This window comes from Nisaea nitritireducens (genome assembly GCF_014904795.1).
In the GTDB taxonomy this organism is placed as follows: Bacteria; Pseudomonadota; Alphaproteobacteria; order Thalassobaculales; family Thalassobaculaceae; genus Nisaea; species Nisaea nitritireducens.
Genome location: NZ_JACZFS010000031.1, coordinates 65,144 through 88,021, shown reverse-complemented (window position 1 = coordinate 88,021; position 22,878 = coordinate 65,144). Strand labels below are relative to the sequence as shown.

At 60.9% G+C, this 22,878-nt stretch carries 25 protein-coding genes and 1 tRNA gene; 15 read left to right on the top strand and 11 right to left on the bottom strand.

The window, feature by feature from the left end; all coding sequences use genetic code 11:
• Positions 1 to 73: 73 nt before the first annotated feature.
• The 4 genes from argE to apaG all read right to left on the bottom strand — a co-directional run bounded on the left by argE (position 74) and on the right by apaG (position 3,979).
• On the bottom strand, positions 74 to 1,243 hold the full coding sequence (gene argE / locus IG629_RS11205; RefSeq protein WP_193172035.1) for an acetylornithine deacetylase: 1,170 nt from the start codon (positions 1,241 to 1,243) through the stop codon (positions 74 to 76).
• Positions 1,244 to 1,268: 25 nt separating this feature from the next.
• Positions 1,269 to 2,720, bottom strand: coding sequence for a TrkH family potassium uptake protein (locus IG629_RS11200; RefSeq protein ID WP_226886620.1), 1,452 nt, complete (start codon positions 2,718 to 2,720; stop codon positions 1,269 to 1,271).
• Positions 2,721 to 2,854: 134 nt separating this feature from the next.
• The gene (gene folE / locus IG629_RS11195) at positions 2,855 to 3,499 is read right to left on the bottom strand and encodes a GTP cyclohydrolase I FolE (RefSeq protein WP_193172033.1); all 645 of its coding nucleotides are present in this window, start codon (positions 3,497 to 3,499) and stop codon (positions 2,855 to 2,857) included.
• 87 nt (positions 3,500 to 3,586) lie between these two features.
• Positions 3,587 to 3,979 (bottom strand): Co2+/Mg2+ efflux protein ApaG, encoded by a 393-nt coding sequence (gene apaG / locus IG629_RS11190; RefSeq protein WP_193172032.1) that lies wholly within the window; start codon positions 3,977 to 3,979, stop codon positions 3,587 to 3,589.
• A 417-nt stretch (positions 3,980 to 4,396) separates the two neighbouring features.
• Between apaG and IG629_RS11185 the strand changes: the two genes are divergently transcribed.
• From IG629_RS11185 to IG629_RS11150, 8 genes are all read left to right on the top strand, one after another.
• Positions 4,397 to 4,470 (top strand) — tRNA-Gly (locus IG629_RS11185).
• Between the two features lie 381 nt (positions 4,471 to 4,851).
• Positions 4,852 to 5,421 carry a DJ-1/PfpI family protein gene (locus IG629_RS11180; protein WP_193172031.1) on the top strand — a complete coding sequence of 190 codons (570 nt, stop codon included), beginning with the start codon at positions 4,852 to 4,854 and terminating at the stop codon, positions 5,419 to 5,421.
• A 110-nt stretch (positions 5,422 to 5,531) separates the two neighbouring features.
• Entirely contained in the window at positions 5,532 to 5,759 is a 228-nt protein-coding gene (locus IG629_RS11175) for a DUF1289 domain-containing protein (protein ID WP_193172030.1), read from the top strand.
• 15 nt (positions 5,760 to 5,774) lie between these two features.
• Positions 5,775 to 6,173, top strand: coding sequence for a RidA family protein (locus IG629_RS11170; RefSeq protein ID WP_193172029.1), 399 nt, complete (start codon positions 5,775 to 5,777; stop codon positions 6,171 to 6,173).
• 285 nt (positions 6,174 to 6,458) lie between these two features.
• Positions 6,459 to 6,968, top strand: a complete 510-nt coding sequence (gene speD, locus IG629_RS11165) for an adenosylmethionine decarboxylase (RefSeq protein ID WP_193172028.1) — start codon at positions 6,459 to 6,461, stop codon at positions 6,966 to 6,968.
• The gene (gene speE / locus IG629_RS11160; protein WP_193172027.1) at positions 6,965 to 7,813 is read left to right on the top strand and encodes a polyamine aminopropyltransferase; all 849 of its coding nucleotides are present in this window, start codon (positions 6,965 to 6,967) and stop codon (positions 7,811 to 7,813) included. Before speD ends, speE begins: the two co-directional genes overlap by 4 nt.
• Positions 7,814 to 8,089: 276 nt before the next feature.
• Positions 8,090 to 9,139, top strand: a complete 1,050-nt coding sequence (locus IG629_RS11155; RefSeq protein WP_193172026.1) for a glycosyltransferase family 2 protein — start codon at positions 8,090 to 8,092, stop codon at positions 9,137 to 9,139.
• On the top strand, positions 9,126 to 10,049 hold the full coding sequence (locus tag IG629_RS11150) for a glycosyltransferase family 2 protein (RefSeq protein ID WP_193172025.1): 924 nt from the start codon (positions 9,126 to 9,128) through the stop codon (positions 10,047 to 10,049). The genes IG629_RS11155 and IG629_RS11150 overlap by 14 nt, the downstream gene beginning before the upstream one ends.
• Before the next feature lie 108 nt (positions 10,050 to 10,157).
• On the opposite strand, the gene IG629_RS11145 is transcribed toward IG629_RS11150, so the two are convergent.
• From IG629_RS11145 to IG629_RS11135, 3 genes are all read right to left on the bottom strand, one after another.
• The gene (locus tag IG629_RS11145; protein ID WP_193172024.1) at positions 10,158 to 10,718 is read right to left on the bottom strand and encodes a DUF4347 domain-containing protein; all 561 of its coding nucleotides are present in this window, start codon (positions 10,716 to 10,718) and stop codon (positions 10,158 to 10,160) included.
• 184 nt (positions 10,719 to 10,902) lie between these two features.
• Positions 10,903 to 11,331, bottom strand: coding sequence for a YqaA family protein (locus IG629_RS11140; RefSeq protein WP_193172023.1), 429 nt, complete (start codon positions 11,329 to 11,331; stop codon positions 10,903 to 10,905).
• Positions 11,331 to 12,206, bottom strand: coding sequence for a glycosyltransferase family 2 protein (locus tag IG629_RS11135; protein ID WP_193172022.1), 876 nt, complete (start codon positions 12,204 to 12,206; stop codon positions 11,331 to 11,333). The genes IG629_RS11140 and IG629_RS11135 overlap by 1 nt, the downstream gene beginning before the upstream one ends.
• Positions 12,207 to 12,361: 155 nt before the next feature.
• Between IG629_RS11135 and rfbC the strand changes: the two genes are divergently transcribed.
• From rfbC to IG629_RS11110, 5 genes are read left to right on the top strand one after another with little or no spacing between them, the layout of a single operon-like run.
• Positions 12,362 to 12,922, top strand: coding sequence for a dTDP-4-dehydrorhamnose 3,5-epimerase (gene rfbC / locus IG629_RS11130; protein WP_193172021.1), 561 nt, complete (start codon positions 12,362 to 12,364; stop codon positions 12,920 to 12,922).
• Between the two features lie 13 nt (positions 12,923 to 12,935).
• A complete protein-coding gene (gene rfbB, locus IG629_RS11125) occupies positions 12,936 to 14,009 on the top strand; it encodes a dTDP-glucose 4,6-dehydratase (RefSeq protein WP_193172020.1) in 1,074 nt (357 codons plus the stop codon).
• A gap of 5 nt (positions 14,010 to 14,014) precedes the next feature.
• A complete protein-coding gene (gene rfbD / locus IG629_RS11120) occupies positions 14,015 to 14,893 on the top strand; it encodes a dTDP-4-dehydrorhamnose reductase (protein ID WP_193172019.1) in 879 nt (292 codons plus the stop codon).
• A gap of 23 nt (positions 14,894 to 14,916) precedes the next feature.
• Positions 14,917 to 15,783 (top strand): glucose-1-phosphate thymidylyltransferase RfbA, encoded by an 867-nt coding sequence (gene rfbA, locus IG629_RS11115; RefSeq protein ID WP_193172018.1) that lies wholly within the window; start codon positions 14,917 to 14,919, stop codon positions 15,781 to 15,783.
• A 39-nt stretch (positions 15,784 to 15,822) separates the two neighbouring features.
• On the top strand, positions 15,823 to 16,926 hold the full coding sequence (locus IG629_RS11110; RefSeq protein WP_193172017.1) for a M23 family metallopeptidase: 1,104 nt from the start codon (positions 15,823 to 15,825) through the stop codon (positions 16,924 to 16,926).
• A gap of 207 nt (positions 16,927 to 17,133) precedes the next feature.
• On the opposite strand, the gene aspS is transcribed toward IG629_RS11110, so the two are convergent.
• Complete coding sequence (aspS, locus tag IG629_RS11105) at positions 17,134 to 18,918, bottom strand: aspartate--tRNA ligase (protein WP_193172016.1); 1,785 nt, start codon at positions 18,916 to 18,918, stop codon at positions 17,134 to 17,136.
• A 188-nt stretch (positions 18,919 to 19,106) separates the two neighbouring features.
• On the bottom strand, positions 19,107 to 20,168 hold the full coding sequence (locus IG629_RS11100) for an asparaginase (protein ID WP_193172015.1): 1,062 nt from the start codon (positions 20,166 to 20,168) through the stop codon (positions 19,107 to 19,109).
• Positions 20,169 to 20,271: 103 nt separating this feature from the next.
• On the opposite strand from IG629_RS11100, the gene IG629_RS11095 reads away from it, so the two are divergent.
• Positions 20,272 to 20,853, top strand: a complete 582-nt coding sequence (locus IG629_RS11095) for an RNA methyltransferase (RefSeq protein ID WP_193172014.1) — start codon at positions 20,272 to 20,274, stop codon at positions 20,851 to 20,853.
• Here the strand turns inward: IG629_RS11095 and IG629_RS11090 are convergent.
• Positions 20,850 to 21,539 (bottom strand): ChrR family anti-sigma-E factor, encoded by a 690-nt coding sequence (locus tag IG629_RS11090; RefSeq protein WP_193172013.1) that lies wholly within the window; start codon positions 21,537 to 21,539, stop codon positions 20,850 to 20,852. The two genes, IG629_RS11095 and IG629_RS11090, sit on opposite strands and share 4 nt — an antisense overlap.
• A gap of 2 nt (positions 21,540 to 21,541) precedes the next feature.
• Positions 21,542 to 22,081, bottom strand: a complete 540-nt coding sequence (locus IG629_RS11085) for a sigma-70 family RNA polymerase sigma factor (protein WP_226886619.1) — start codon at positions 22,079 to 22,081, stop codon at positions 21,542 to 21,544.
• A gap of 260 nt (positions 22,082 to 22,341) precedes the next feature.
• Between IG629_RS11085 and IG629_RS11080 the strand changes: the two genes are divergently transcribed.
• Entirely contained in the window at positions 22,342 to 22,872 is a 531-nt protein-coding gene (locus tag IG629_RS11080) for an invasion associated locus B family protein (protein WP_193172011.1), read from the top strand.
• Positions 22,873 to 22,878 lie beyond the last annotated feature (6 nt).

The window sequence follows — 22,878 nt, the reverse complement described above, 5'->3', positions numbered from 1 at the left end:
TTTTTTACATCTATTGCGAACCGTCTCACCGGTTCGCAATAGGGTCAAGGTGGTGACTGCGTAATGCGGCGGCTCAGCCGTTTTTAGCGGCCCAGTCCGTCAGCTTGGTCATGAATTCAACGCATTCCTCGATCTGGGAGAGTTCGATGAATTCGTCCGGCTGGTGCGCCTGCTGGATATAGCCGGGGCCGAAGATCACGCCTGGAACGCCGGCTTTCTGGAAGAAGCCGGCCTCGGTTCCAAAGGATACCGCACCGGATTGGTTGAGGCCGGTCAGGTGGCGGATCAGGTCTTCGGCGGCGGATTCCGTGTCTGGCACAAGCGGCGGCACGTCATTGACCAGTTCCATGGTCACGCCAGCTTCGGGAGAGACGGCCTTCAGGGCGGGGTTCAACTCGCTCTCGATATAGTCGCGGACCCGTTGCTCGATGGCTTCGCCGTCATCACCCGGATGCAGCCGCATACCCCAGCGGAACTTGGTGAACTCGGGGATGATATTGTGCGCGGTGCCGCCTTCGATGACACCAAGATCGATGGTGGTGTAGGGAGGATCGAACGGGCTGTCCTCATGCGCGTTTTCACGCAACTCGGTCTGGATTTGTTCCAGCAGATTGATGATCCGGGCCGCGAACATGATGGAATTGGCACCGCGATGCGGCTCGCTGGAATGGCCGGGTACGCCGCGCACCGTCACCATCAGGCTCCGGCTGCCCTTGTTGCCGCCGATGATCTTCATGCCGGTCGGCTCGCCGACCACAACGGCGATCGGCAGCGGCAGGTTCTCTGTCATGTCCTTGATCAGGCCGCGCACGCCGATGCAGCCGACCTCTTCATCGTAGGAGAATGCGAGATGGATCGGCGTCTTCAGGCCGCGCTTTTTCATCTCCGGCGCCATGGCCAGCGCGATGGCGCAGAAGCCCTTCATATCGGCGGTGCCGCGTCCGAACAGCTTCTTGTCGGCTTCCCACATCTTGAACGGCTCGGCGCTCCAGTCCTGGCCGTCGACCGGAACCACGTCGACATGACCGGAGAGAACAACGCCGCCCTTGTCTTCCGGGCCGATGGTGGCCCAGAGATTGGCCTTGGTCTTGTCCTCGTTGAAGGTCGTGCGCGTCGGAATGCCGTGGCTTTCCAGATAGTCTCGCGCGAAGTCGATCAGCTCGAGGTTGGACAGCCGGGACGTGGTGTCGAACGCGACCAGGCGGTCGAGCATGGAAATGGATTGGGCGAGCATCTCGCTCATGTCGCGATACCTTTCCGGGCAGCGCCTAGCGGCGCCAGAAGGAGGGAGAGAGCATCACCAGAACGGTGAACAGCTCCAACCTGCCGAGCAGCATGCCGAATGACAAGAGCCATTTTGCACTGGCTGGCAGGGAGTCGAAATTTCCGGAGGGGCCGATGATCGGGCCGAGGCCGGGCCCGACATTGCTGATAGCGGTCGCGGCGCCGGATACGGCGGTGATGAAGTCGAGGCCTATGAAGGCAAGCAAGGCCGCGATTGCCGCAAAACACAGCATATAGAGGAAGAAAAATCCCATCACCGATTCGGAGACCGTCTCCGGGATCGGTTTGCGGTTGTAGTAGGGAATGAAGACGCCATGCGGGCGCAGCAGTCGCTCGATCTGGACCTGTGCGGTGGCGTAGAGTACCTGGATTCGGAAAATCTTGATGCCGCAGGTCGTCGATCCGGCGCATCCGCCGACAAACATGAGGCACATGACGACGGTGACCGGGAAGCCTCCCCAGTTTCCGTAGTCGGTCGTGGTGAACCCGGTTCCGGTCATCACCGAGACCATGTTGAAGGCAGCGTACCGAAGCGCCTGCATCGGTGCAAAGTCGAGCACATGCCAGTTCCACAGGGATATGGAGCAGACCACGATCGCGACGATGGCGAAAAACCACTTCACCTGGCTGTCCTGGAACAGCGGACGGAGCGATCCGCGCATCATCCGCAGGTAGTAGACGAACGGCAGGCTGCCGGCGATCATGCCAACAAAGACGATCCAGTCCACGAGGGCACTGTCATAGTGCCCGATGGAATCGTCCCGGGTCGAATAACCTCCTGTCGCGATCGTTGCCATGGCATGGGTGATGGCGTCGAACCCCGGCAGGCCGGCTGCCCAGAGCGCGGACGCGCATATCGCGGTGAAGGCCAGATAGATGCCGCTGATCCCGCCGGCCAGCTGGGCTGCCCGCGGGACCACTTTGTCCGGCGTATCGAACGCCTCAGTCTGAAACAGCTGCATGCCACCGACGCTCAGCATTGGCAGAACCGCCAGGGCCATGACGATGATACCGATGCCGCCGAGCCATTGCAGCAGGGCGCGCCACAAGAGAATTCCCGGCGGAGCATGTTCGAGCCCGACGATTACGGTCGCCCCGGTGGTGGTTACCCCTGACATGCTCTCGAAGAAAGCGTCGGCGACAGTCATGTCGAGCTGGGAGAAGGCAAAGGGCAGTGCGGCGACGGTCGCAATCGTCAGCCAGCTAAGCGTGGTCAGAAGGAAGGCCTGGCGCAGACTCAGATTGGTGGCCGACGGGCTCGTCGTGCTCAGCATCAGCGAGACGCCGATGAAGAGGGACAAAGCGGACGCGCCGGTGAAAACTTCCCAGTCGGAGTTGCCAACGACGAGATCCACACCGGCCGGCAGCAACATGGCCACGGCCATGATCGACATGAGAAGACCGACGATGTGAAGGACCGGACCAATGGCGACCAAGTCCGCGCTCCAAATCCATTTGCACAGAGCGGGGATCATTGGACTGGCTGGAGCCCGATGTCCAGTACCGAAACGGAAAAGGGGCGCGGCTTTACGGCTGCGCCCCCGATATTCCGGTCCCGGCTAGCGGGAGGTCAGTTGGCTTTCGCAACCAGGTCGAAGAACTCCTTGCGAAGTTCCGCATCCTCCTTGAAGCAGCCGGTCAGAGTCTTGGTGACCATGCTGGCGCCCGGCTTGCAGACACCGCGGGTGGTCATGCACTGATGTTCAGCCTCTACCATGACGGCAACGCCCTTTGGCTGAAGCACATCCTGGATCGAATGGGCGATCTGTGCGGTCATTTTTTCCTGGATCTGCAGCCTCTTTGCGAAGGTCTCAACGACCCTCGCCAGCTTGCTGACGCCAACCACGCGGTTATTCGGCATGTAGGCGATAGAGACCCGGCCGATGACCGGCAGCATGTGGTGCTCGCAATGGGATTCCATACGGATATTCTTCAGCAGGACCATCTCGTGATAATCCTCGGTCTCCTCGAATATGCGCTCGAGATAGCCCCGGGGATCGCTGTGATACCCCTTGAACAGTTCTTCGTAAGAGCGCACCACGCGTGCCGGCGTCTCCAGCAACCCTTCCCGGTCCGGGTCGTCCCCGGCCCATTCGATCAGGGTGCGAACCGCCGCTTCCGCGTCTTCGCGTGAGGGGCGCGGCCCGACGACCTTGACGTCGACATCGTTGCCCGCCGCGGCCTCTGCGCGCAGTGCGTTGTCATAAGGCGACATTTTACTTCCTTCTCGGTCAAGGGCGCATGAATTGTGATGGGGTTACGCCCTCAGTGTTCCCAATGGATGCCCGGTTTGCGCACCCGCTCAGTTTGGCCGTCCGGCCGCTTCCGGCAGATCCAGCGAGAAACTGGGCACCGAAACAGTGAAATTCTGCCCGTCCGGGCCGGTCATGTCGTAGTGGCCGCTCATGAAGCCCGAAGGCGTCCCGAGCGGAGTGCCACTGGTATATTCGAAACTTTCGCCCGGCCGGATCACTGGCTGTTCACCGACGACGCCCGGTCCGTCGACTTTCTGTTGGCGTCCGAGGGCATCCGTAATTTCCCAATGTCGTGCACGCAGGCGGACTTCCTCATCCCCGAGATTCTCGATCGTGACCTTGTAGGCCCAGACAAAACGATGTTCCTCCGGGTCCGAATGATCCGGAAGATAGTGAGGCTGAACAAATACCCTGATCGCGCCCGTGGTCTCGCTGTACACCTTTTCACTCCTCACCCGCGCCTTCGCCGTCCCCCGCTACCGGTATCCCCGGTCCCAACGCTATATGTGGAGCGAATTTCCGAAGAGTCTACATAGAGCGCAAGGTGCGCTACCGCCAACAGTCGGGCAAGCGCCAGCGGCCGCACAATCTCTCACCATGTCGTGACTGTATGGGACTGTAAAGCATCAGGCGGGCGGAAATTGCCCGCGCTGCAGGGGCTCAACTGTAGAGGAAAAGCCCGTCCGAGACCGGACCGGTCGAGGCGCCGACGAGCGTGATGGTACCGCCGTCGCTCAAGGTCAGGATCGTGTTTGCCCCTGACGTCTACTGGAATCGGTGGTGACGCTGGTGAGCTATATCGGGACAAACGATTTCACTTGTAAGCTCGGCGCAGCTTGCGCATCTTTGGGGGCGTCGCGGGTGTAGTTCAATGGTAGAACATCAGCTTCCCAAGCTGAATACGAGGGTTCGATTCCCTTCACCCGCTCCAGCGGCCATTTGATCCCTGATTGTATGGGGACGGTGGTCGTTAAATCCGATCTGGAGATGATCGGATGTTCGGGCAGATGGGGGATTTACCGGTGTACCTCGGCCCGGAAATATCTGCGCAACGCAGCCATGCATATCTCTTGACTTGAATTTAGTCTCGATTTTCGCTATCTCCCACGCCGCGAGCTATTGCTCGTCGGTTTCAATTGTTTTGATCCCGCTCCCGGCCTTGACCGGGTGTTGAGGGATCCAGCCCACATTCGGCGTTTTGATGAGACGTGCCTTCCGGAGTCCGATTTTTCGGTGCATTCCGGGAGTGTCTTGATCCAGGACCGTTCCGGCCCCGCCGCACCCGACGAGACGCTATAAAAAGGAGAACTAAATGCAGGACAAGCCGCTCACCGGAAAAAATATCGCAATCATGGTCGCCAACGGTTTCGATGAAGTCGAATTCGTCGAGCCCCAAAAGCAGTTGCTTGCCGCAGGCGCGACGGTCAAAGCCGTTTCCCGCGCCACCGGCCTCGTCAATGGCTGGTACGACGGTTCCTGGGGCCATTTCTTCCCGGTTGACGCGGACTTGGCCGATACGCTGGCCGTCGATTATGCCGGCCTCGTTGTTCCGGGCGGTGTCCGTGGCGTCGAGAAGCTGGCTGAAGACCCGCATGCCCAGCGCGTGCTGAAGGCCTTCATGCGCGCCGGTATGCCGGTTGCCCTGATCGGCGATGCCACGTCCCTGATGATCACCATCGAGGATGCCAAGGGTCGGACCGTTACCTCCTCCGCCGACACCCGTGAGGCTCTCGAAGCCGCCGGTGCCAGCTGGGAAGAGGTCGCTTCCGTGACCGAGGGCAACCTGGTCACCGCCAGCGGCACCGAAGGTATCGCTGAGATGATCCAGAGCTTCGCAGCTCTGATCAATGCTTTCGAAAGCAATGTGACCGAAGCTGCTTAACGCCGCTTCCGGACCATAAACCGACGCAGACGGCGTGGATTTTTGATCCACGCCGTTTTCTTATCTGCAATGTTTCGGTGTTCTGAAACTGCGGCCGGTAGGTTTTCGACATGTCTGACATTCCTTCACCCTGCGTTGCCGTTTGCCAGATCGACCGCGCAAGCGGCCACTGCCTAGGCTGCTGGCGGACGATCGAGGAGATTTCGGGCTGGCCCCGTTTCGACGGGGAGCGCAGACTTCAGATTATTGCCGAGCTGCATGACCGGCGCGGTGCGGTCGCGCCACGACCGCGGCGCAAAAACCGGCGCAGGGCCGGTACGGCGACCAGCGCGGAGTGATTGAGGAGACGCATCATGGCGGGACCGGTATTTCATTTGTTCAATCAGGCGCCCTCTCCGGTTGCGCCATACAGCCATGCCGTCGAGGTTGATGACTGGTGCCTGATCACGGGCCAGCTTGCGACCGATCCCGACGATGATGCGCGACCGCTGCCGGATGGCGTCGAGGCGCAGACCCGCCGGACCATGGAAAATCTGCGGCTGGTACTTGAGGGGCTCGGGCTCGATTTTAGCCACGTTGTCTCCGCCCGCGTGTTCCTGACGGAATTCGAGCGTGACTACGATGCGATGAACGCGGTCTATGCGGAGTATTTCGGAGCCGAAACGCGGCCGACGAGGACCTGTATTGGAGTCACCGGACTAGCCCGGAAGGCGCTTGTCGAGATCGATTGTATCGCCCTGCGGCCGCGCTGAAAAATTTGTCGGGCTCCCTACTTGACATAGGCGCACTTATTGCGCATTTTTCGTCTAGAAAGACACGACCGGTAGGGCATCGCGATGATGTGGAGCGCTTCCGGTCGAACTTTTTCGAGCGGCGGGTCAGAATTAACTTGCTACGGGGGGCGAAAAGCCTCAGAACGCCGCGCTTATATCCGCATTGTGCGGAGCGAAAGGAACGCCAGACCATTCCGCCCAACGGTGTTGCGGCAAGCGGGATGCGACGGGGTAACTGGGACATCTACTGGATAGGAGGGGTTGATGGATAAAAACGTCGCCTTCGCTGATTTGGGGATGGACTCGGATACTCAACCGAGCAGAACCAATTCCGACACCACCGGCACGGCCAATATCGATGGCACGGTCGTTCAACTGGCACCGACGCATTCGGATGCATCTCTCGATCATTTCGTACAGAAGGACGGGCTGGTCTTTGCCGGCACGCACCTGATCATCGATCTGGTTGGCGCCTCGCGGCTGGATGAACTCGACCATGTCGAGGAAACCCTGCGCGAAGCCGTCGAGGTTTCCGGTGCTACCCTGCTGCATATTCATCTGCATCACTTCACGCCGAATGGCGGCGTGTCGGGCGTTGCGGTGCTTGCAGAGTCTCATATCAGCATCCACACTTGGCCGGAGCGGGGCTATGCCGCGCTCGACGTGTTCATGTGCGGAGACGCAGAGCCTCACCAGGCGATTGCGGTGCTGCGCCGGGCCTTCCGCCCGGACTCAATCCAGCTCAACGACCTGAAACGGGGCCTGACCGTATGAGCGAGTGGTTCTGCGAAACCCTCCACAGCGGCTATGGACAACGTCTGGTGATCGACAAGGTGCTCTTCCGGGAACGGACGGAGCATCAGGACCTGATTATTTTCGAGAACCGTGCGTTCGGCCGGGTGATGGCGCTCGACGGCATCGTCCAGACCACCGAGGGCGACGAGTTCGTCTATCACGAGATGCTGACACACGTTCCGATCCTGGCCCATGGCCGGGCGAAACGGGTACTCATCATCGGTGGCGGCGATGGCGGCATGGCGCGGGAAGCGCTGCGCCACACATCGGTCGAGCGGGTGACCATGGTCGAGCTGGATCGCAGTGTGGTCGATATGTGCATCGAGCACCTGCCGTCTCTCAGCGACGGAGCGTTCGACAATCCGCGGCTCGATCTGCAATTCGCAGACGGGGCGAAGTTTGTCGAAGAGACCGACGAGCGCTGGGATGTCATCATCGTCGATTCGACCGATCCTATCGGGCCGGGCGAAGTGCTGTTCCGGGAAAGCTTCTACAAGGCCTGCAAGCGGTGCCTGACGGAAGGCGGAATCCTGGTCACCCAGAACGGTGTGCCTTTCGTGCAGGGCGGAGAGGTGACGAACAGCTTCAACCGTCTCAGCCCACATTTTGCTGATGTCTGGTTCTATACGGCGGCGGTACCGACCTATCAGGGCGGGCTGATGGCTTTCGGCTGGGCCAGTGACGACAAATCCTTGCGTCAGCTTCCGGTTTCCGCCATCGCGGAGCGGTTCGAAGCTGCGGATATCGCTTGCCGCTATTACACGCCGGAAGCCCATGCCGGCGCGTTCGGGTTACCGCAATTCATCCGCAAGCTGCTGGTTTAGGTCTGCCGCTATTTTTCTGGCACCCGCTTAAGGCTTTCTTTACCGCTGGACGCTACATTGGGATGCAAGGAAGCGCCGTTTCCCCCAGCGGCAGCAATCACGTCCAGGAGCGTTTTCACGCATCCCCCTAACCTGGCGAAGTGATCCTTCCGGGACTCTCCCTACGGGGCTCGTCTGTGACGAGCCCCTTTTGTTTGCGCGGATTTTGTCTCTGTGCTCGAATGCGGAGACAGGGCCATTCTATGGTCATGAAAAATCAGCCACTTGCAGACTCGCATGGTAGCCAAAGTGCCACTGATCTCAGTTCTTGTTGTCGCCTTTAATTCAGGCGCGTACCTGCCCCGCTGTCTGGCGGCGCTGGAAGCACAGTCATTCCGTGATTTCGAGGTTCTGGTGCTCGATAACGGGTCTCCGGACGGCGACGGCATCGATCTCAGTACCCTTAATGTTCCAGCCGAACTGGTGCGCAGCCCGGAAAACATCGGCTTTGCAGCCGGCAACAATCTGCTTGCCCGGCAGGCGCGCGGCACCTGGCTTGCCCTGCTGAACCCGGACGCCTTTGCCGATCCTGACTGGCTCCAGGCCTTTGCGGATGCCGTTGTCCGCTATGATGGCACCTCAGTCTTCGGCTCGACCCAGCTTCTCGACAGCGACCCGGACTTGCTCGACGGTGCCGGGGATCATTACAGCCCGCTCGGTCTTGCCTGGCGGGGCGACCGGCTGAAGCCCGCATCGCTGATATCGGAGGATGCCGAGGTGATGGGGCCCTGTGCCGCCGCTGCGTTTTATCGCAAAGATGTATTTGAGCAGGTCGGCGGTTTTGCCGAGACCTATTTCTGTTATTACGAGGATGTCGAGCTTGGGCTGCGTTTGCGGCTTGCCGGCGAGCGCTGCATTCAGCTTGCCGGAGCTAGGGTCCGTCATGTTGCATCGGCCATTGCCGGGCAGAATTCTGAGTTTTCCCGCTATCACGTCACGCGAAACCGGATCTGGACGTTCCTGCGCACGATGCCGGCACCTTTGTTCCATCTGTTTCTACCATTACTGTTGGCGCAACTAGGGCTTATTGTCCTGCTTGGCCCGGTGCGTGGCGACAGTGCCGTCCGGGTGCGGGCGATCCGCGATGCTCTTGCCGTTCTCCCTGCCATCATGAAACAGCGAGCCAAGATTCAGGCCGACCGGAAGGTGGGAATTTGCATGTTTCTCTCTGCGCTGAGCTGGAATCCTGCAAAACTCTTTGCCAAGGCAGGCGACCGTCGGCCGATCCGGCGCGAAAACAGAGCGGGACCAGTTCCGCCAACCGGGGTGGAACATGCCGCAGACTAGCGTTGCCGCCGTTATTGTCTCCTATCAATCCGATGAACGGCTGTTCCGGGGGCTGGAAGCGCTGGCCCCGCAAGTTGGACGCATCATTGTCGTCGATAATGATTCCGGCGATGGGGTTAGGGCAAAGCTGAAGGAAGTTGTCGAAGCCGGTGGTGACAAGGTCCAGCTAGTTCTGAATGACGAGAATGTCGGCCTCGCGGCAGCCCAGAATCAAGGCATCCGGCTGGCGCTGGAAGAGGGCGCGGACTGGGTTCTGCTGCTCGATGATGACAGCGTTCCGGACGCTGGCATGGTCGAGGCCCTGCTGGCCGCCCATGACAGTCATCCTGCACCGGAGCGGATCGGCCTTGTCGCACCACGTCTGCACGATGCGGAAGGTACCCTGAAAGCCCGCGCCTATGTCTCCACGCACGCTTTCGATTTACGGCGGGTCCGGTTCGGGCCGGGCGATGTGCTCGACAATGTTGCCTTTGTCATTGCCTCGGGCAGTTTAGTGAAGGCGGAAGTGTTCCGCGAGATCGGCCTGATGCGCGAGGATTTCTTCGTCGATTACATCGACTTCGAATTCGCCTTCCGCATGCGGCGGTTCGACTGGGGACTGGTCGCGGTCGGGGATGCCGGGCTGGAACACCGGCTAGGCGAGTTTGAGCACAAGCGGCTATTGGGGCGCGACTTTCGTTTCAACAGCCATTCCGGTTTCCGCCGGTATCATATCTACCGCAACCGGATGCGCGTCTGGCGGGCATACGGCTTGCGCTTGCCCGCCTTTTTCGCCTTTGAGGCGGCGTCCATCGCCATTGACCTCGCTAAGATCATCCTGCTTGAGGACGACAAGCTGGAGAAGCTTGGCGGAATAGGCCGCGGGGTCATGCACGCCGTGCTTGGACGGAGCACACGACCGGCAGCCTGAGACCTTGGTCCTGCCTATGCGAGATCTCATCCGGCAGTCGCTATGATGTCGAGTTGAGTTTTCGAGACTCCGGTCAGGGTCTCGTTCGTGGGGGTGACTGGTTGCCTTCTACAAAGGCCCCGAGGTGGTGCGGCCCCCGAGGCGATGCGGATAGGATGCCAGGGCGGTTTTGCCGACGAGGATGGCTGCTGACGGCAGAGCTTCCCAATCGGCAGTCTTGCCAATATCCGCGTCCGCCGCTTTGACCGTCGCTCCTGTCATGATGCCCAGTACTCTCAGGAAAGTGCGACCCGAGGTGCTGGCTCCCGTGGCACAGGACATCAGGACAATCTCCGCGTCCGGCGCGAGTGCGTCACGGATGCGGGACAGCGCTCCTCCCGCGTCTCTCAGCGCCGTACTATCGATTTCCTGTCCGGACAGTCTGAGGCTTCCCGCACTGCCATGTGACAGAATGACAATGCGCTCTACCGGAGCCGTCCGTATCTCCGCGAATGAGGCTATGGCATCCAGGGCGTCGCCGGTTCTGGGCAGTCGTTTGACGATTGTTCCGCGATTGAGACCAGACAGAATTTTTTCAGGATTCGGGACTTCTTGATCGACGAAGAACAGGGTGCTGGATGCGATGGAAGAAATGCTGGAAGGGCGTGCGACAGGGAAGGCATGCATCATGACCGGGCTCCAACTTTCTGTCAGCGTCAACCGTATGTAAAATTCGATGCGATAATCACTGCAAATTTTAATTAAAATGATTCATGCTTTATTAACGAGTTTTTTAATTTTTAAAAATTGAAGAAGTCAAAAGATTTACGCCAATTTCAGCGCAGCTGGGGCGGACGGTCTGTGTTGGAAATTGTTAGATCGTCAGAACTGCGACGACGATATAGCGCCCGGTTTTCGCGATGGCGACGAGTAGCAGAAACCGCCCGAACGGCTCACGCAATACTCCGGCCGCGAGGGTCAGAGGATCCCCGATAAAAGGTGCCCAGCTCAGCAGCAGACTCCACTGACCGTATTTCCGGTACCAGCCGCAGGCGCGCTCCATCTGTGCCGGTGACGCCGGGAACCATTTTCGGCTGATGAAGCGGTCAATGAAGCGACCAAGCAGCCAGTTTACGACCGAGCCAAGAGTGTTGCCGACCGACGCAACGGCGATAAGCAGAGGAACCGAATAGGATTCCGTCAGGATCAGCCCGACGAGGCCAAACTCGGATTGCGCCGGAAGGAAAGTTGCCGCCAGAAAGGATAGGAGGAAAAGCCCACCATATACGCCGAGTTCTTCCATCAGCGCTTCAGGCCGAGCCGCAGGGCGATCAGGCCGAACCGGAGCCAGAGTGCGAGATTGACCAAGGCCACGAGCGGGTTCGCCCAGCCGCCGAAATGCTTGGCGAAATAGAGCATGCCGCCCTTGGTCTTCTGGCGTTCTATATAAAGCTTTGTCGTCTCGCTGGTGCCCTGAACATGGACTGCGGAGAAGGCCGGATCGAACCAGATGCTGCCGCCCGCCTTGCGGACGCGCTGGCAGGTATCGACATCTTCCATATGCAGGAAATAATCCTCATCCATGCCGCCGATCTTCTCGAAGAAGGAGCGGGGAAACAGCATGAAGGAGCCGGAGATACACTCGACCTCCGTCAGTGCGGCCGGCGGCGGTGTGTGGTTGAGGTTGATCCGCCTGAAGCCGAGCAGGTGCAGGCCGAAGGCCTCGACCAGACAGGTCCACGGGGTCATCAGGTTTCGCCGGCAGCCGCGCTGCTCACTGCCGTCCGGGTTTTCGATCCGGATCGTGTAGAGCGTGATGTCTGGCCGTGTGCCGAGCAGCGCCATGGCGCCGTCGAGGCTGCCGGGCTGCAGGACGCTGTCCGGATTCAGCAGCAGAAGAAAGGGGCTTGTCGTCGCCCGCGCGCCGAGGTTGCAGGCCCGGCCGAAGCCGACATTGCCGTGACCGGTCAGCAAGGTCAGGCGCGGCTCGGATGCGGCCATCTTTTCGAGCGTGGTTACGACTTCCGGCGGATTGCCGTTATCCACCACCACCACTTCGCGCGCCGACGCTTCACCGAGAGCCGCCTGGATGCAGTCCATAAGGCAGGGGCCGGTATGGTAGCTGACGATGATGACGGCACAGCCGGGGGACGTCGTTTCTGGGCGCGGAGTTTCCATGGCTCTGATGTGCCATCTTTTCAGCCCATGTTACAAGCTCCGGGGACAAGAGCCTGAGCGGCTTTCCGGGGCGCGCGGCTTGCCGCCTTCGCGCACCGCATGCTATAGCCGCGCAGGCCTTTTGAGGCCGCGTGTATCCAGGGGGAGACAGGGCCTTGCAGGTCGAGCCGCTAGAGATCTCGGACGTCAAGATCATCACGCCGAAAAAGTTCGGCGACCATCGTGGCTTTTTCTCCGAGACTTATAATCAGGGCGCTTTCGAAGCCGCCGGTCTCGATTATACATTCGTCCAAGACAACCACTCTTTCTCTGCGCCGAAAGGCACTCTGCGGGGGCTGCATTTCCAAACCCCGCCGCATGGTCAGGATAAGCTTCTGCGGGTGATACGGGGCGCGATCTACGATGTCGCCGTCGATATACGCAAAGGCTCGCCAACCTATGGCAAATGGGTCGGCCGGACAATCAGTGCCGATGAATGGAACCAGATCCTGGTACCGGTCGGCTTTGCCCATGGGTTCTGCACCGTCGAGGAAAATACCGAGGTGCTGTACAAGGTGACCGGCAAATACGCACCGGAATGCGAGGGCGGTTTGACCTGGAACGATCCGGATATCGGGATCGACTGGCCGCTGGACGGTGGGCCGATCCTCTCCGCCAAGGACGAGGGCTATACGCCCTTTGCCGCCTTCGACAGCCCCTTCACCTACGAAGCCTGAGGAAATCCCGAGCATGAGCGACGTCAAAACCGTCATCGTTACCGGGGGTGCCGGCTTCATCGGCTCCGCCGTCATCCGCCATCTGATCGCCGACACGGACGTCACGGTGATCAATCTCGACAAGCTGACCTATGCGGCGAACCTGGCATCGCTTAACGAGGTCAGCGGGTCGGATCGGTATCGCTTCGAGCAGGCGGATATCTGCGACGCCCCGGCGCTGGCGCGGATATTCTCCAAGTACAAGCCGGACGCGGTGATGCATCTGGCGGCGGAAAGCCATGTCGACCGCTCGATCGATGGCCCGGCGGCCTTCATCGAAACCAACATTGTTGGCACCTACACCATGCTGGAGGCAGCCCGGAATTACTGGGCGGCCGCCCCGGAAGACGTGAAGACGCGCTTCCGCTTCCATCACATTTCCACGGATGAAGTCTTCGGCTCGCTCGGCGACGAGGGGCTGTTCACCGAGGAAACCGCCTACGACCCGCGCTCGCCCTACTCCGCCAGCAAGGCATCCTCGGATCATCTGGTCCGGGCCTGGATGGAGACCTACGGCCTGCCGACCGTGCTCTCCAATTGCTCGAACAATTACGGGCCTTACCATTTCCCGGAAAAGCTGATCCCGCTGATGATCATCAAGGGGCTCGCGGGCGAGCCGCTGCCGGTCTATGGCAAAGGCGAGAATGTGCGCGACTGGTTGTTTGTCGACGATCATGCCCGCGCGCTCTGGACCGTCTGCTCGAAAGGCGTGCCAGGCGAGAGCTATAATATCGGCGGCAATGAGGAGCGCCGCAACATCGATGTGGTGACCGGCATCTGCGCCCTGCTGGACGAGTTCGTGCCGCGCCAGGACGGCAAGGGCTATGCCGAGCAGATCACGCATGTGACCGATCGTCCGGGCCACGATTTCCGCTATGCCATCGACGCCTCGAAGATCAAGGCTGAGCTTGGTTGGGAGCCGTCAGAGAGCTTTGAGAGCGGGATGCGCAAGACCGTCGAATGGTATCTCGACCGCAAGGACTGGTGGCAGCCGATCCTCGACGGCAAATATGCCGGCGAGCGTCTCGGCACCGGCTCCAAGGAGTAGTGGTCATGATCCTCGTCACCGGCGCTGGCGGGCAGGTCGGCACGGAGCTGTTGGCGCGTGCGGCGAAGCATGGTCATGACGTGAAAGGCCTGGTGCGGGCGGACCTCGACATTTCAGATGCGGCCGCCGTTCAGGCGGCTGTGGCGCAGATCAAACCGTCCCTGATCGTCAACGCGGCGGCCTACACGGCCGTCGACAAGGCGGAAGAAGACCGGGACGCGGCTTATGCCATCAATCGCGACGGTCCGGCCAATCTCGCCGCCGCCGCGAAAGCCGCCGGTATTCCGCTGATCCATATCTCGACCGACTATGTCTTCGACGGCAGCAAGGAGGGCGCCTATCTGGAAAGCGATCCGGTGGCGCCGCTCGGCGTCTATGGCGCCTCAAAGGAAGCGGGAGAGCAGGCGGTGCGGGCCGTGCTCGGTGAACATGTGATCATGCGCACCTCCTGGGTCTACGCTGCCCATGGCGCCAATTTTGTGAAGACGATGCTGCGGGTCGGCAAGGACCGCGATCAGCTTCGCGTTGTTGCCGATCAGTTTGGCGCGCCGACGGCGGCAGGCGACATCGCTGACGCGATCCTGACCATCGCCACCCGGATCGCGGACGGTAACCGGGACGCTTGGGGCACTTATCATTACACCGCCGATGGCCGGACAAGCTGGCATGGCTTTGCCGAGGCGATCTTTGCCCGAGCGGAACCTGTCTGGGGACGACGCCCCGAGGTTGAGGCTATTCCGGCAAGCGAATATCCGACACCGGCGAAGCGTCCGGTCAATTCCGTGCTCGACGCGGGCAAAATTCTCGCGGCCTTCACTGTGCCGCGCAGACCCTGGCAGGATGGCCTCGACGATGTGCTCGAGGTGCTTCTGGCCGAGGCCTGAATAAACGAGAGAAAGGGAGAGGGATGAAAGGGATCATCCTCGCCGGCGGGTCCGGCACACGGCTCTACCCGCTGACCGTCAGCGTCAGCAAGCAGATCCTGCCTGTGTACGACAAGCCGATGATCTATTACCCGCTCAGCACGCTGATGCTGGCGGGGATCAAGGATATCCTGATCATCACTACGCCTGAGGATCAGGAAGGCTTCCAGCGCCTGCTCGGCGACGGCAGCCAGTGGGGCATTTCGCTGGAATACCGGGTGCAGCCCTCGCCGGACGGCTTGGCGCAGGCCTTCATCATCGGTGAGAGCTTCATCGGTGACGACACGTCGGCCCTGATCCTTGGCGACAACATCTATTACGGCCACGGCCTGACGGAGATGCTGCAGCGATCGGCTGACCGCGAGAGCGGCGCCACGGTGTTCGGCTATTACGTCCGGGACCCGGAACGCTACGGCGTTGTCTCCTTTGATGAGGCAGGCAAGGCAAACGAGATCGTAGAGAAACCGGAACACCCGAAATCCAACTGGGCGGTGACCGGGCTCTATTTCTATGACCGGGACGTGATCGATATCGCCAAGTCGATCAAGCCGTCGCCGCGCGGCGAGCTTGAGATCACCGACGTCAACAAGGTCTATCTGGAGCGCGGGGATTTGCATGTGGAGCGGATGGGGCGTGGTTATGCGTGGCTCGATACCGGCACCCACGACTCGCTGCTGCAGGCGTCCGAGTTCGTCCGCACCGTGGAAGAACGTCAGGGGCTGAAAATTGCGTGTGTCGAGGAAATCGCCCACCATATGGGTTACATCGACGACGAGACACTTCTGAAGCTGGCCGAACCGCTGGCGAAAAGCGGCTACGGAGTTTATCTGCGGTCGTTGGTGAAGGGCTAGATACGCCGAACGGAGCTGGTTTTGGGACGACTGATCGCAGTGTACATAGCGTTTGTGATGCTCGTTGGTGGCGCGTTCGTCTGGTTCATGACCGCGTTATTGTCTCCCGAAGATCAAGGGCGGCCCACGCAGGCGATGGCGTCCGAGACCTCGACGGCTCACGTTTCGGAGCAGGCGCCGCTGGATCTTGGCGCGCTTGAGCCGTCACCATTACCGCTTTCCATGCCGATTGCCTGCGATCCCGGTGTCGATTGCTGGCCGCTGAAATATGTCGACCTTGACCCGACCAAGGGCCGCCGCGACTACCAGTGCGGTGCGATGACCGTCGACGGGCACAAGGGCATCGATTTCGCGATCTCGGATCCGCGCCGGCTGAACCGGGACGAGGTGCCCGTTCTCGCGGCAGCGACCGGGAAGGTGGTCGGCGTGCGGGACGAAATGCCGGATGTGAATATCCGGATTGCCGGCAAGGAATCCCTGAAGGGACGGGATTGCGGTAACGGGATCCGGATCGATCATGGCGGCGGCTGGGTCAGTCAGTATTGCCACCTGAAGCGCGGAAGCGTTGCCGTGAAGGCAGGCGATACGGTCGTCAGCGGCGATCGGCTCGGGTTTGTGGGGCTTTCCGGCTCGACCGAATTTCTGCATCTCCATGTTCAGTTTGAGAAAGACGGCAAGGTCGTCGACCCCTTCGTTGGGCTTGATGCGGACGAAGGTGCGTGCGGCATTGGCAAGGCACCGCTCTGGAAGGAAACGGTGCTGCGCAAGTTCCGCTATTCCGCGCCGTTGATTCAGGCAAGCGGGATTGCCGGTGAAGTGCCGGACACGCTTGGCGTGGTGGAAGGCAAGTTCACCGATCCGGATATTTCCGCGAATGCCCCGCTTCTGGTTCTCTGGACAGACCTCTACGGATTGCGGAAGGGCGATCGGGTGTCGATGCGCTTTACGGCGCCGGATGGCGGTGTTCTGACGGAGACGGAATGGGTCCAGGAAAAACCGCAGCTCAGGACCTTCAAATATATTGGAAAGAAGTCTCGCAGTGACTGGCCGAAAGGGACGTATCGTGGGCTGGTCCAGGTTGAGCGTCCATCGGGGCCCGGCAAGAATCACACAGTTCAGTCAGTCGATCTGCGGATCGACTAGCGCGACGGCGCACCTGACCTGACCGCATCGACGATCAGAGACACTCGAGATTTATCAAAATCTGCCGGGGATGGTTTAGGCAGGGCGCATGATTTTCGGCCTGCCCGGAGACCAGACGAGACAGTTCTGCTGCTTCGTCAGTTTTCCGTCGGCGAGTGCCGCCAGTGCGCGTTTGAACGCCTCGGCGGCACCAAGCATGTGTATTAATTACTCGGCGGCCGGTGCTGCCGGCTTCGGCGGCAGGGCGAGACGGACGCTGAGTTCCTTCAGATGCTGCGGCTCCGCTTCGCTCGGCGCGCCCATCATCAGATCCTCGGCCCGCTGGTTCAGCGGGAACAGGATGACCTCGCGAATGTTCGGCTCGTCCGCCAGCATCATGACGATGCGGTCGATACCCGGCGCGATACCACCGTGAGGTGGGGCGCCGTACTTGAACGCGTTCAGCATGCCGCGGAACTTGTCTTCCAGAACTTCCGGCTCGTACCCGGCGATGCCGAAGGCCTTGTACATGACTTCCGGCAGATGGTTCCGGATCGCGCCGGAGCTGAGCTCGATACCATTGCAGACGATGTCGTACTGGTAGGCGAGGATGTCCAGCGGCTCCTGGGTTTCCAGTGCCTCAAGCCCGCCTTGCGGCATGGAGAACGGGTTGTGCGAGAAGTCGATCTTGCCGGTCGCCTCGTCCAGCTCGAACATCGGGTAGTCGACGATCCAGCAGAGCCGGAAAGTGTCCTTCTCGACGATGTCGAGATCGTTGCCGAGTTTCACGCGGGCGGTACCGGCCAGTTTGGCGGCGTCGCTTTCCTTGCCGGCGGAGAAGAAGATGGCATCGCCATCGCCCATGCCGGTCTGTGCTTTCAGTTCCGCGATCTTTTCCGGCGTCAGGCGGTTCGCGATCGGGCCGCGTGCCTCGCCGTCACCGAAGATGATGTAGCCCATGCCCGGAGCGCCTTCGCCCTGAGCCCATGAATTCATCCGGTCGCAGATCGCCCGGCTGCCGCATTTCGGACCCGGCACCGCGCGGACCACGCCGCCGCCGGCAATAACCTTGGCGAAGACGGCGAAATCGCTGTCGCGGAAGATCTCGGTCACGTCGGAGATCTCGAACGGAATGCGCAGGTCCGGCTTGTCGTTACCGTATTTGAGCATCGACTCCTTGTAGGGGATGCGCGGGAACGGACCCGGCACCTTCCAGTCGGAGAATTCCTCGAACACGCCCGCCATGACCGGCTCGATGGCCTGGAAGACATCTTCCTGCTCGACGAAGCTCATCTCGACATCGAGCTGGTAGAACTCACCCGGGGAGCGATCGGCGCGGCTGTCCTCGTCACGGAAGCAGGGAGCGATCTGGAAATACCGGTCGAAGCCGGAAACCATGATCAGCTGCTTGAACTGCTGAGGCGCCTGCGGCAGGGCGTAGAACTTGCCCGGATGCTGACGTGACGGCACCAGGAAGTCGCGCGCGCCTTCCGGTGAGGAGGCGGTCAGGATCGGAGTCTGGAACTCCATGAAATTCTGGTCGGTCATGCGGCGGCGGATCGAAGAGATCACCTTGCTGCGCAGCATGATGTTGTTGTGGATGCGCTCGCGGCGCAGGTCCAGGAAGCGGTAGCGCAGGCGGGTGTCCTCGCCGGCATCCTCGTCCGCGTTGACCTGCAGCGGCAGCACGTCGGCGATGGACTGCACCTCGATCTCGTCGATACGAAGTTCGATATGGCCGGTCGGTAGTCTGTCGTTGATCGTCTCGTCGGTGCGCTTGACCACGCGGCCGGTGATTGTCACCACGCTCTCGACACGCAGCTTCTCGACCGTCTTGAAGGTCTCGTCCTCGATGTCGACGACGCACTGGGTCAGGCCGTAATGGTCGCGCAGGTCGATGAAGACCAGCTGACCGTGATCGCGGCGGCGGTGGATCCAACCGGAAAGGCGGACTGTTTCACCGACATGGTCGATACGGAGATCGTGACAGGTATGGCTGCGATAGCGGTGCATGACTGATCAATCTTTTCGGAATTTAGCGCGCGGCATCTCCTAACGTGCGAGAGGGCGGCCCGCAAAGAAAAAATGCATGAAAACCGGCTGGCAGGGCCTTAAACGACCTCGAAAGTGACGCTACTCGAGAGCAAGATCGCGTCTTCCGATGCGGGCTGTAGATATTGCCACAGCAGGTTTTCTTAAAGTCAGAAAGCGGGTGTCGGACGGATGAAGCCGACGAGACGGCCGGCCCAGTTCCGGACTTCCGGCGAGCAAGAGGCTTCGATGCGGGCTTTCTGTGCGTCATCGATCACACCAAGCTTGATGAGCACCGCGAGGACGGCTGCCTCGGATGCCCTGCCCGCGCCATCGTCGATCTTGATCGCAACGCCAAATCCCTTTTCCGGCAGCGCAGCCGTGTAGTAACCCTCGGCCCCGCCCTTCAGCAGACAGCTCTCGCCGGTTTCGGCCAGCACCACGGAATTGAACGCACCGGTGCCGGAGAGCATCAGCGGATTGTTGGCGCAGGCTTTGACGATCCGGCGGCAGGCGGCTGCCCTGTCGGCGCCGAGTGCGTCCGGCGCGGCGAGGCGGGCCATGGCATAGGCGACGCCACGCAGCGGCGCACCGAAGACCGGGATGCCGCAACCGTCGACACCACGCGCCGTGCGCGAGAGGTCCATCTCGCCCATCTCACCGATCAGTTCGATAAGCCGTGTCTGCACCGGATGATCCGCTTCCGTGTAGCCCTTGACCGGCTCGCCCAGATGAACGGCTGTGGTGAGCATGCCGGAATGTTTGCCGGAGCAATTGTTATGCGCCCGGGTCGGCTCGGTGCCGGCCTTGATCAGGGCGTGCGCGGATGCTTCGTGGAAGGGCAGTTGCGGTCCGCATTCCAGATCATCGACACCGAGTCCGAGACGGGCGAGCCAGGGGATCACCTTGTCCGCGTGGATCGGCTCGCCGCGATGTGACGCACAGCACAGCGCGATTTCCGCCTCGCTCAGATTGAAGGCGTCGGCGGCGCCGCTTTCGATCACCGGCAGGGTCTGCAAGGGCTTTATGGCGGAGCGCGGATAGGTCGGACGCTCTACATCGCCGAGGGACAGCACTTCCTTGCCGTTGGCATCGACGACGGAAACGATCCCGCGATGCACGGATTCCACCATGTCGCCACGGGTGATTTCGATGAGCAGCGGAGCCGCATCGACTTCCGAGATATGGGTGCGCACGATACGGTCGTCAGCGGCGAGGCTGTCCGGGCTCATGAGGCGTCTCCTGGTCTGGCATGCTTTTCCCGGCTCTTGTGGCCGGTGACTTGACGTTCAAGGCAACTTGCCTTGGCGCACGGGTTTGTGCAACAGAGACGCCATGCGAGGATATTTCGGAATGGGCGTCGAGGGGATCAGCAAATCCCGCAATGTCGGCGCGATCTACAGAACGGCGCACGCTTTCGGCGCCAGTTTTGTCTTCAGCGTCCAGGCGGCGCTTTCAGTGCATGAACTCAAGCAGACGGACACGTCCGGAACTGCCGGCAGCCTGCCGTTCTATGAATTCGATACGGTCGGCAACATGCTGCTGCCGAAGGGATGCGCCCTGGTCGGCATCGAGATCACCGACGACGCGGTCGAACTGCCGAGTTTTCATCACCCGAAAATTGCGGCCTATGTGCTCGGCCCGGAGCGCGGCGGCCTGTCCGAGGAGATGGTGGCGCGCTGCGATCACATCGTGAAGATCCCGACCAAGTTCTCGCTCAATGTCGGGCTGGCAGGCGCGCTGGTCATGTATGACCGGTTGCAATCCACCGGCAACTTCGCCCGCCGTCCAGTTTCCCCAGGCGGGCCTACCGAACCGCAGCCGGAAAAAGTCCCGAGCTTTGGTCCGCCGCTCTGGGTTCGGAAGAACCGGAAACGGCAAGCTGCGGCTGCAAAGGCAGCGGAGAGCGAGAGCTAACCCCGGGTCATCCTGTCGTAGAGCTGGATCAATGGATTGCTGAAGCGCAGCGGGCCGCCGGTGATTGCCAGGCAGAGGCAACCATCCTCTGGATCGGCCATCGGTGCATGCTGGTCTTCCTCGCCATTCACTGCGAGATCGCCGCGTGCGTACCGGCCGGCGGCGTCGCTGAAAGCCCCGTCGAGAACCAGCGTCAGCTCGCTGCCTTCGTGACTGTGCGTCGGCACGCTGCGGCCTGGACCGAGGCGCAGAACCGACATCTCGAAACGTTTATCCGCGACCGGCAGGCGGACTTCCTCGATGCCCGGCCCGCGTTTGCGCCAGGCCAGTTTGGAGAGCGGGCTGCCGAGATAGGAGCGCAGAGGCTCCGGCACGGCCGCGACGGTCGCGGCGTCGGACGGTGTTGCATTATCGTTATTCGCAGAAGCTTCATCCGGCATGCCGGGGGCTTCGATCCGGGCCAGTACGGCGTCAAAGGCATCGTTCGACAAGTCGGCCGGCTCGATCTCTTCCAGCAGATAGCCGCCGACAGCCTCCATCTCGGACACCCTCTGGCGCAGGTCCGGGCGCAGGGCGAGCATGGTCGCCACCAGCACCGATACCGGCTCCGGCAAGGCGCCGCTTGCATAGTCGAGCAGCAAGTCTTCGCCGGGCATGGCGCCGGCGTTTGATTTTGCTTCAGCCATGACTATTCAAAATCCTTCATCTCGTGCCTGAGCCGGGTCAGGGCCAGACGGATGCGTGACTTGACGGTTCCCAGCGGCAGACCGCTTTCCTCAGCAATCCGGCTGTGGGACTCGTCATCAAAAAATGCACGGCGCACCAGATCGGCCTGCTCGTCGGGCAAGGCCTTCATCGCGGCCGCGATGCGTTGGCGCGCCTGACCGTCCTGAAGCGACCGGTCGGGCGCCGGTTCTGCTGCCGGGACCAGTCCGGGATCGTCAGGGTCCAGTTCCGGCCTGCGTTCGCGGCGCAGCCGGTCGATCCGCTTGTTCCGGGCGATGGTGAAAATCCATGTGCTGGCGCCGGCCTGCCTGCGGTCGAAGCTCGCTGCCTTGCGCCAGACCATGACCATCGCTTCCTGAGCGACATCTTCCGCCATTGCCGCATCCGCACCAAGCCTCAGGAGGTATGATTTCAGGCGCGGCGCAAAATGTTCGAAGAGCTGCTGGAAAGCCGCTTTGTCCTGGCTCCCGGCAATTGCCTCGATCAGATCTTCATGCGTCATGTCCAAGGGAAGCCGGTCCATATTCTTGTGCGCCAGATCCGGTTGTACCGTTTCAAAGCACACGGACTCAAGCGGATGGTCTGAAGTTTCCAGGCCGGCTTGCTCTAACATGACGCTGACGATACGCTTGCAGCTCGGGAGCAGATCACTCGGCGGGAAAAATTTCTCGATTTCCGGCCGATTTCTCAATCCCGCCACATTCTTTGCATTGTATATTGACCGCCGGGATGGCATCCAAAACCCTAGATATGAAAACCGGAATGGCTGGCTCTATCACCATGACGCACTTCCGCTTGCTTTTGCTCGGTCTCGCCGTTGCTGTCGGCGTGACCAGCACGGCTTCCGCACAGGAACCGCAGACCATTGGCCGCAACAGCGACTGGATCGCCTACACCTACGAGAGTGGCGGCAAGACTGTCTGCTACATGGCCAGCACGCCGACCAAGGCTGAGGGTAATTACTCAAAGCGTGGCCACATCTACGCGCTGGTCACCCACCACCCCGACGCGGACAGCAAGGGCGAGTTCAGCATTGTCACCGGCTATAGCTACAAGCCGGACAGTGAGGTCGAGGTCGAGATCGGTGGGCGGAAATTCTCCCTCTTCACCGACAAGGACCGGGCCTGGGCGCCGGATGCCAAGACGGACAGTTCCATCGTCAACGCGATGATCAAGGGCAGCAAGATGGTGGTGGCCGGCGTTTCCTCGCGCGGCACCAAGACATCGGACACCTACTCCCTGCGCGGGTTCACCGCGACCAAGAAGCTGATCGACGGCAAGTGCCGGAAATAACCGGCC

Excerpts from the sequence above, each read along its gene's own strand:
- IG629_RS11080 (WP_193172011.1), top strand. The coding sequence starts at position 22,342 with ATGGCTGGCTCTATCACCATGACGCACTTCCGCTTGCTTTTGCTCGGT.
- speD (WP_193172028.1), top strand. The coding sequence starts at position 6,459 with ATGGATAAAAACGTCGCCTTCGCTGATTTGGGGATGGACTCGGATACT.
- IG629_RS11135 (WP_193172022.1), bottom strand. The coding sequence starts at position 12,206 with ATGGAAACTCCGCGCCCAGAAACGACGTCCCCCGGCTGTGCCGTCATC.
- IG629_RS11100 (WP_193172015.1), bottom strand. The coding sequence starts at position 20,168 with ATGAGCCCGGACAGCCTCGCCGCTGACGACCGTATCGTGCGCACCCAT.
- folE (WP_193172033.1), bottom strand. The coding sequence starts at position 3,499 with ATGTCGCCTTATGACAACGCACTGCGCGCAGAGGCCGCGGCGGGCAAC.
- IG629_RS11145 (WP_193172024.1), bottom strand. The coding sequence starts at position 10,718 with ATGATGCATGCCTTCCCTGTCGCACGCCCTTCCAGCATTTCTTCCATC.
- rfbB (WP_193172020.1), top strand. The coding sequence starts at position 12,936 with ATGAGCGACGTCAAAACCGTCATCGTTACCGGGGGTGCCGGCTTCATC.
- IG629_RS11180 (WP_193172031.1), top strand. The coding sequence starts at position 4,852 with ATGCAGGACAAGCCGCTCACCGGAAAAAATATCGCAATCATGGTCGCC.
- IG629_RS11095 (WP_193172014.1), top strand. The coding sequence starts at position 20,272 with ATGCGAGGATATTTCGGAATGGGCGTCGAGGGGATCAGCAAATCCCGC.
- rfbD (WP_193172019.1), top strand. The coding sequence starts at position 14,015 with ATGATCCTCGTCACCGGCGCTGGCGGGCAGGTCGGCACGGAGCTGTTG.
- argE (WP_193172035.1), bottom strand. The coding sequence starts at position 1,243 with ATGAGCGAGATGCTCGCCCAATCCATTTCCATGCTCGACCGCCTGGTC.
- IG629_RS11140 (WP_193172023.1), bottom strand. The coding sequence starts at position 11,331 with ATGGAAGAACTCGGCGTATATGGTGGGCTTTTCCTCCTATCCTTTCTG.
- IG629_RS11155 (WP_193172026.1), top strand. The coding sequence starts at position 8,090 with ATGGTAGCCAAAGTGCCACTGATCTCAGTTCTTGTTGTCGCCTTTAAT.
- speE (WP_193172027.1), top strand. The coding sequence starts at position 6,965 with ATGAGCGAGTGGTTCTGCGAAACCCTCCACAGCGGCTATGGACAACGT.
- IG629_RS11150 (WP_193172025.1), top strand. The coding sequence starts at position 9,126 with ATGCCGCAGACTAGCGTTGCCGCCGTTATTGTCTCCTATCAATCCGAT.
- rfbA (WP_193172018.1), top strand. The coding sequence starts at position 14,917 with ATGAAAGGGATCATCCTCGCCGGCGGGTCCGGCACACGGCTCTACCCG.
- IG629_RS11090 (WP_193172013.1), bottom strand. The coding sequence starts at position 21,539 with ATGGCTGAAGCAAAATCAAACGCCGGCGCCATGCCCGGCGAAGACTTG.
- IG629_RS11085 (WP_226886619.1), bottom strand. The coding sequence starts at position 22,081 with ATGACGCATGAAGATCTGATCGAGGCAATTGCCGGGAGCCAGGACAAA.
- IG629_RS11170 (WP_193172029.1), top strand. The coding sequence starts at position 5,775 with ATGGCGGGACCGGTATTTCATTTGTTCAATCAGGCGCCCTCTCCGGTT.
- aspS (WP_193172016.1), bottom strand. The coding sequence starts at position 18,918 with ATGCACCGCTATCGCAGCCATACCTGTCACGATCTCCGTATCGACCAT.
- IG629_RS11175 (WP_193172030.1), top strand. The coding sequence starts at position 5,532 with ATGTCTGACATTCCTTCACCCTGCGTTGCCGTTTGCCAGATCGACCGC.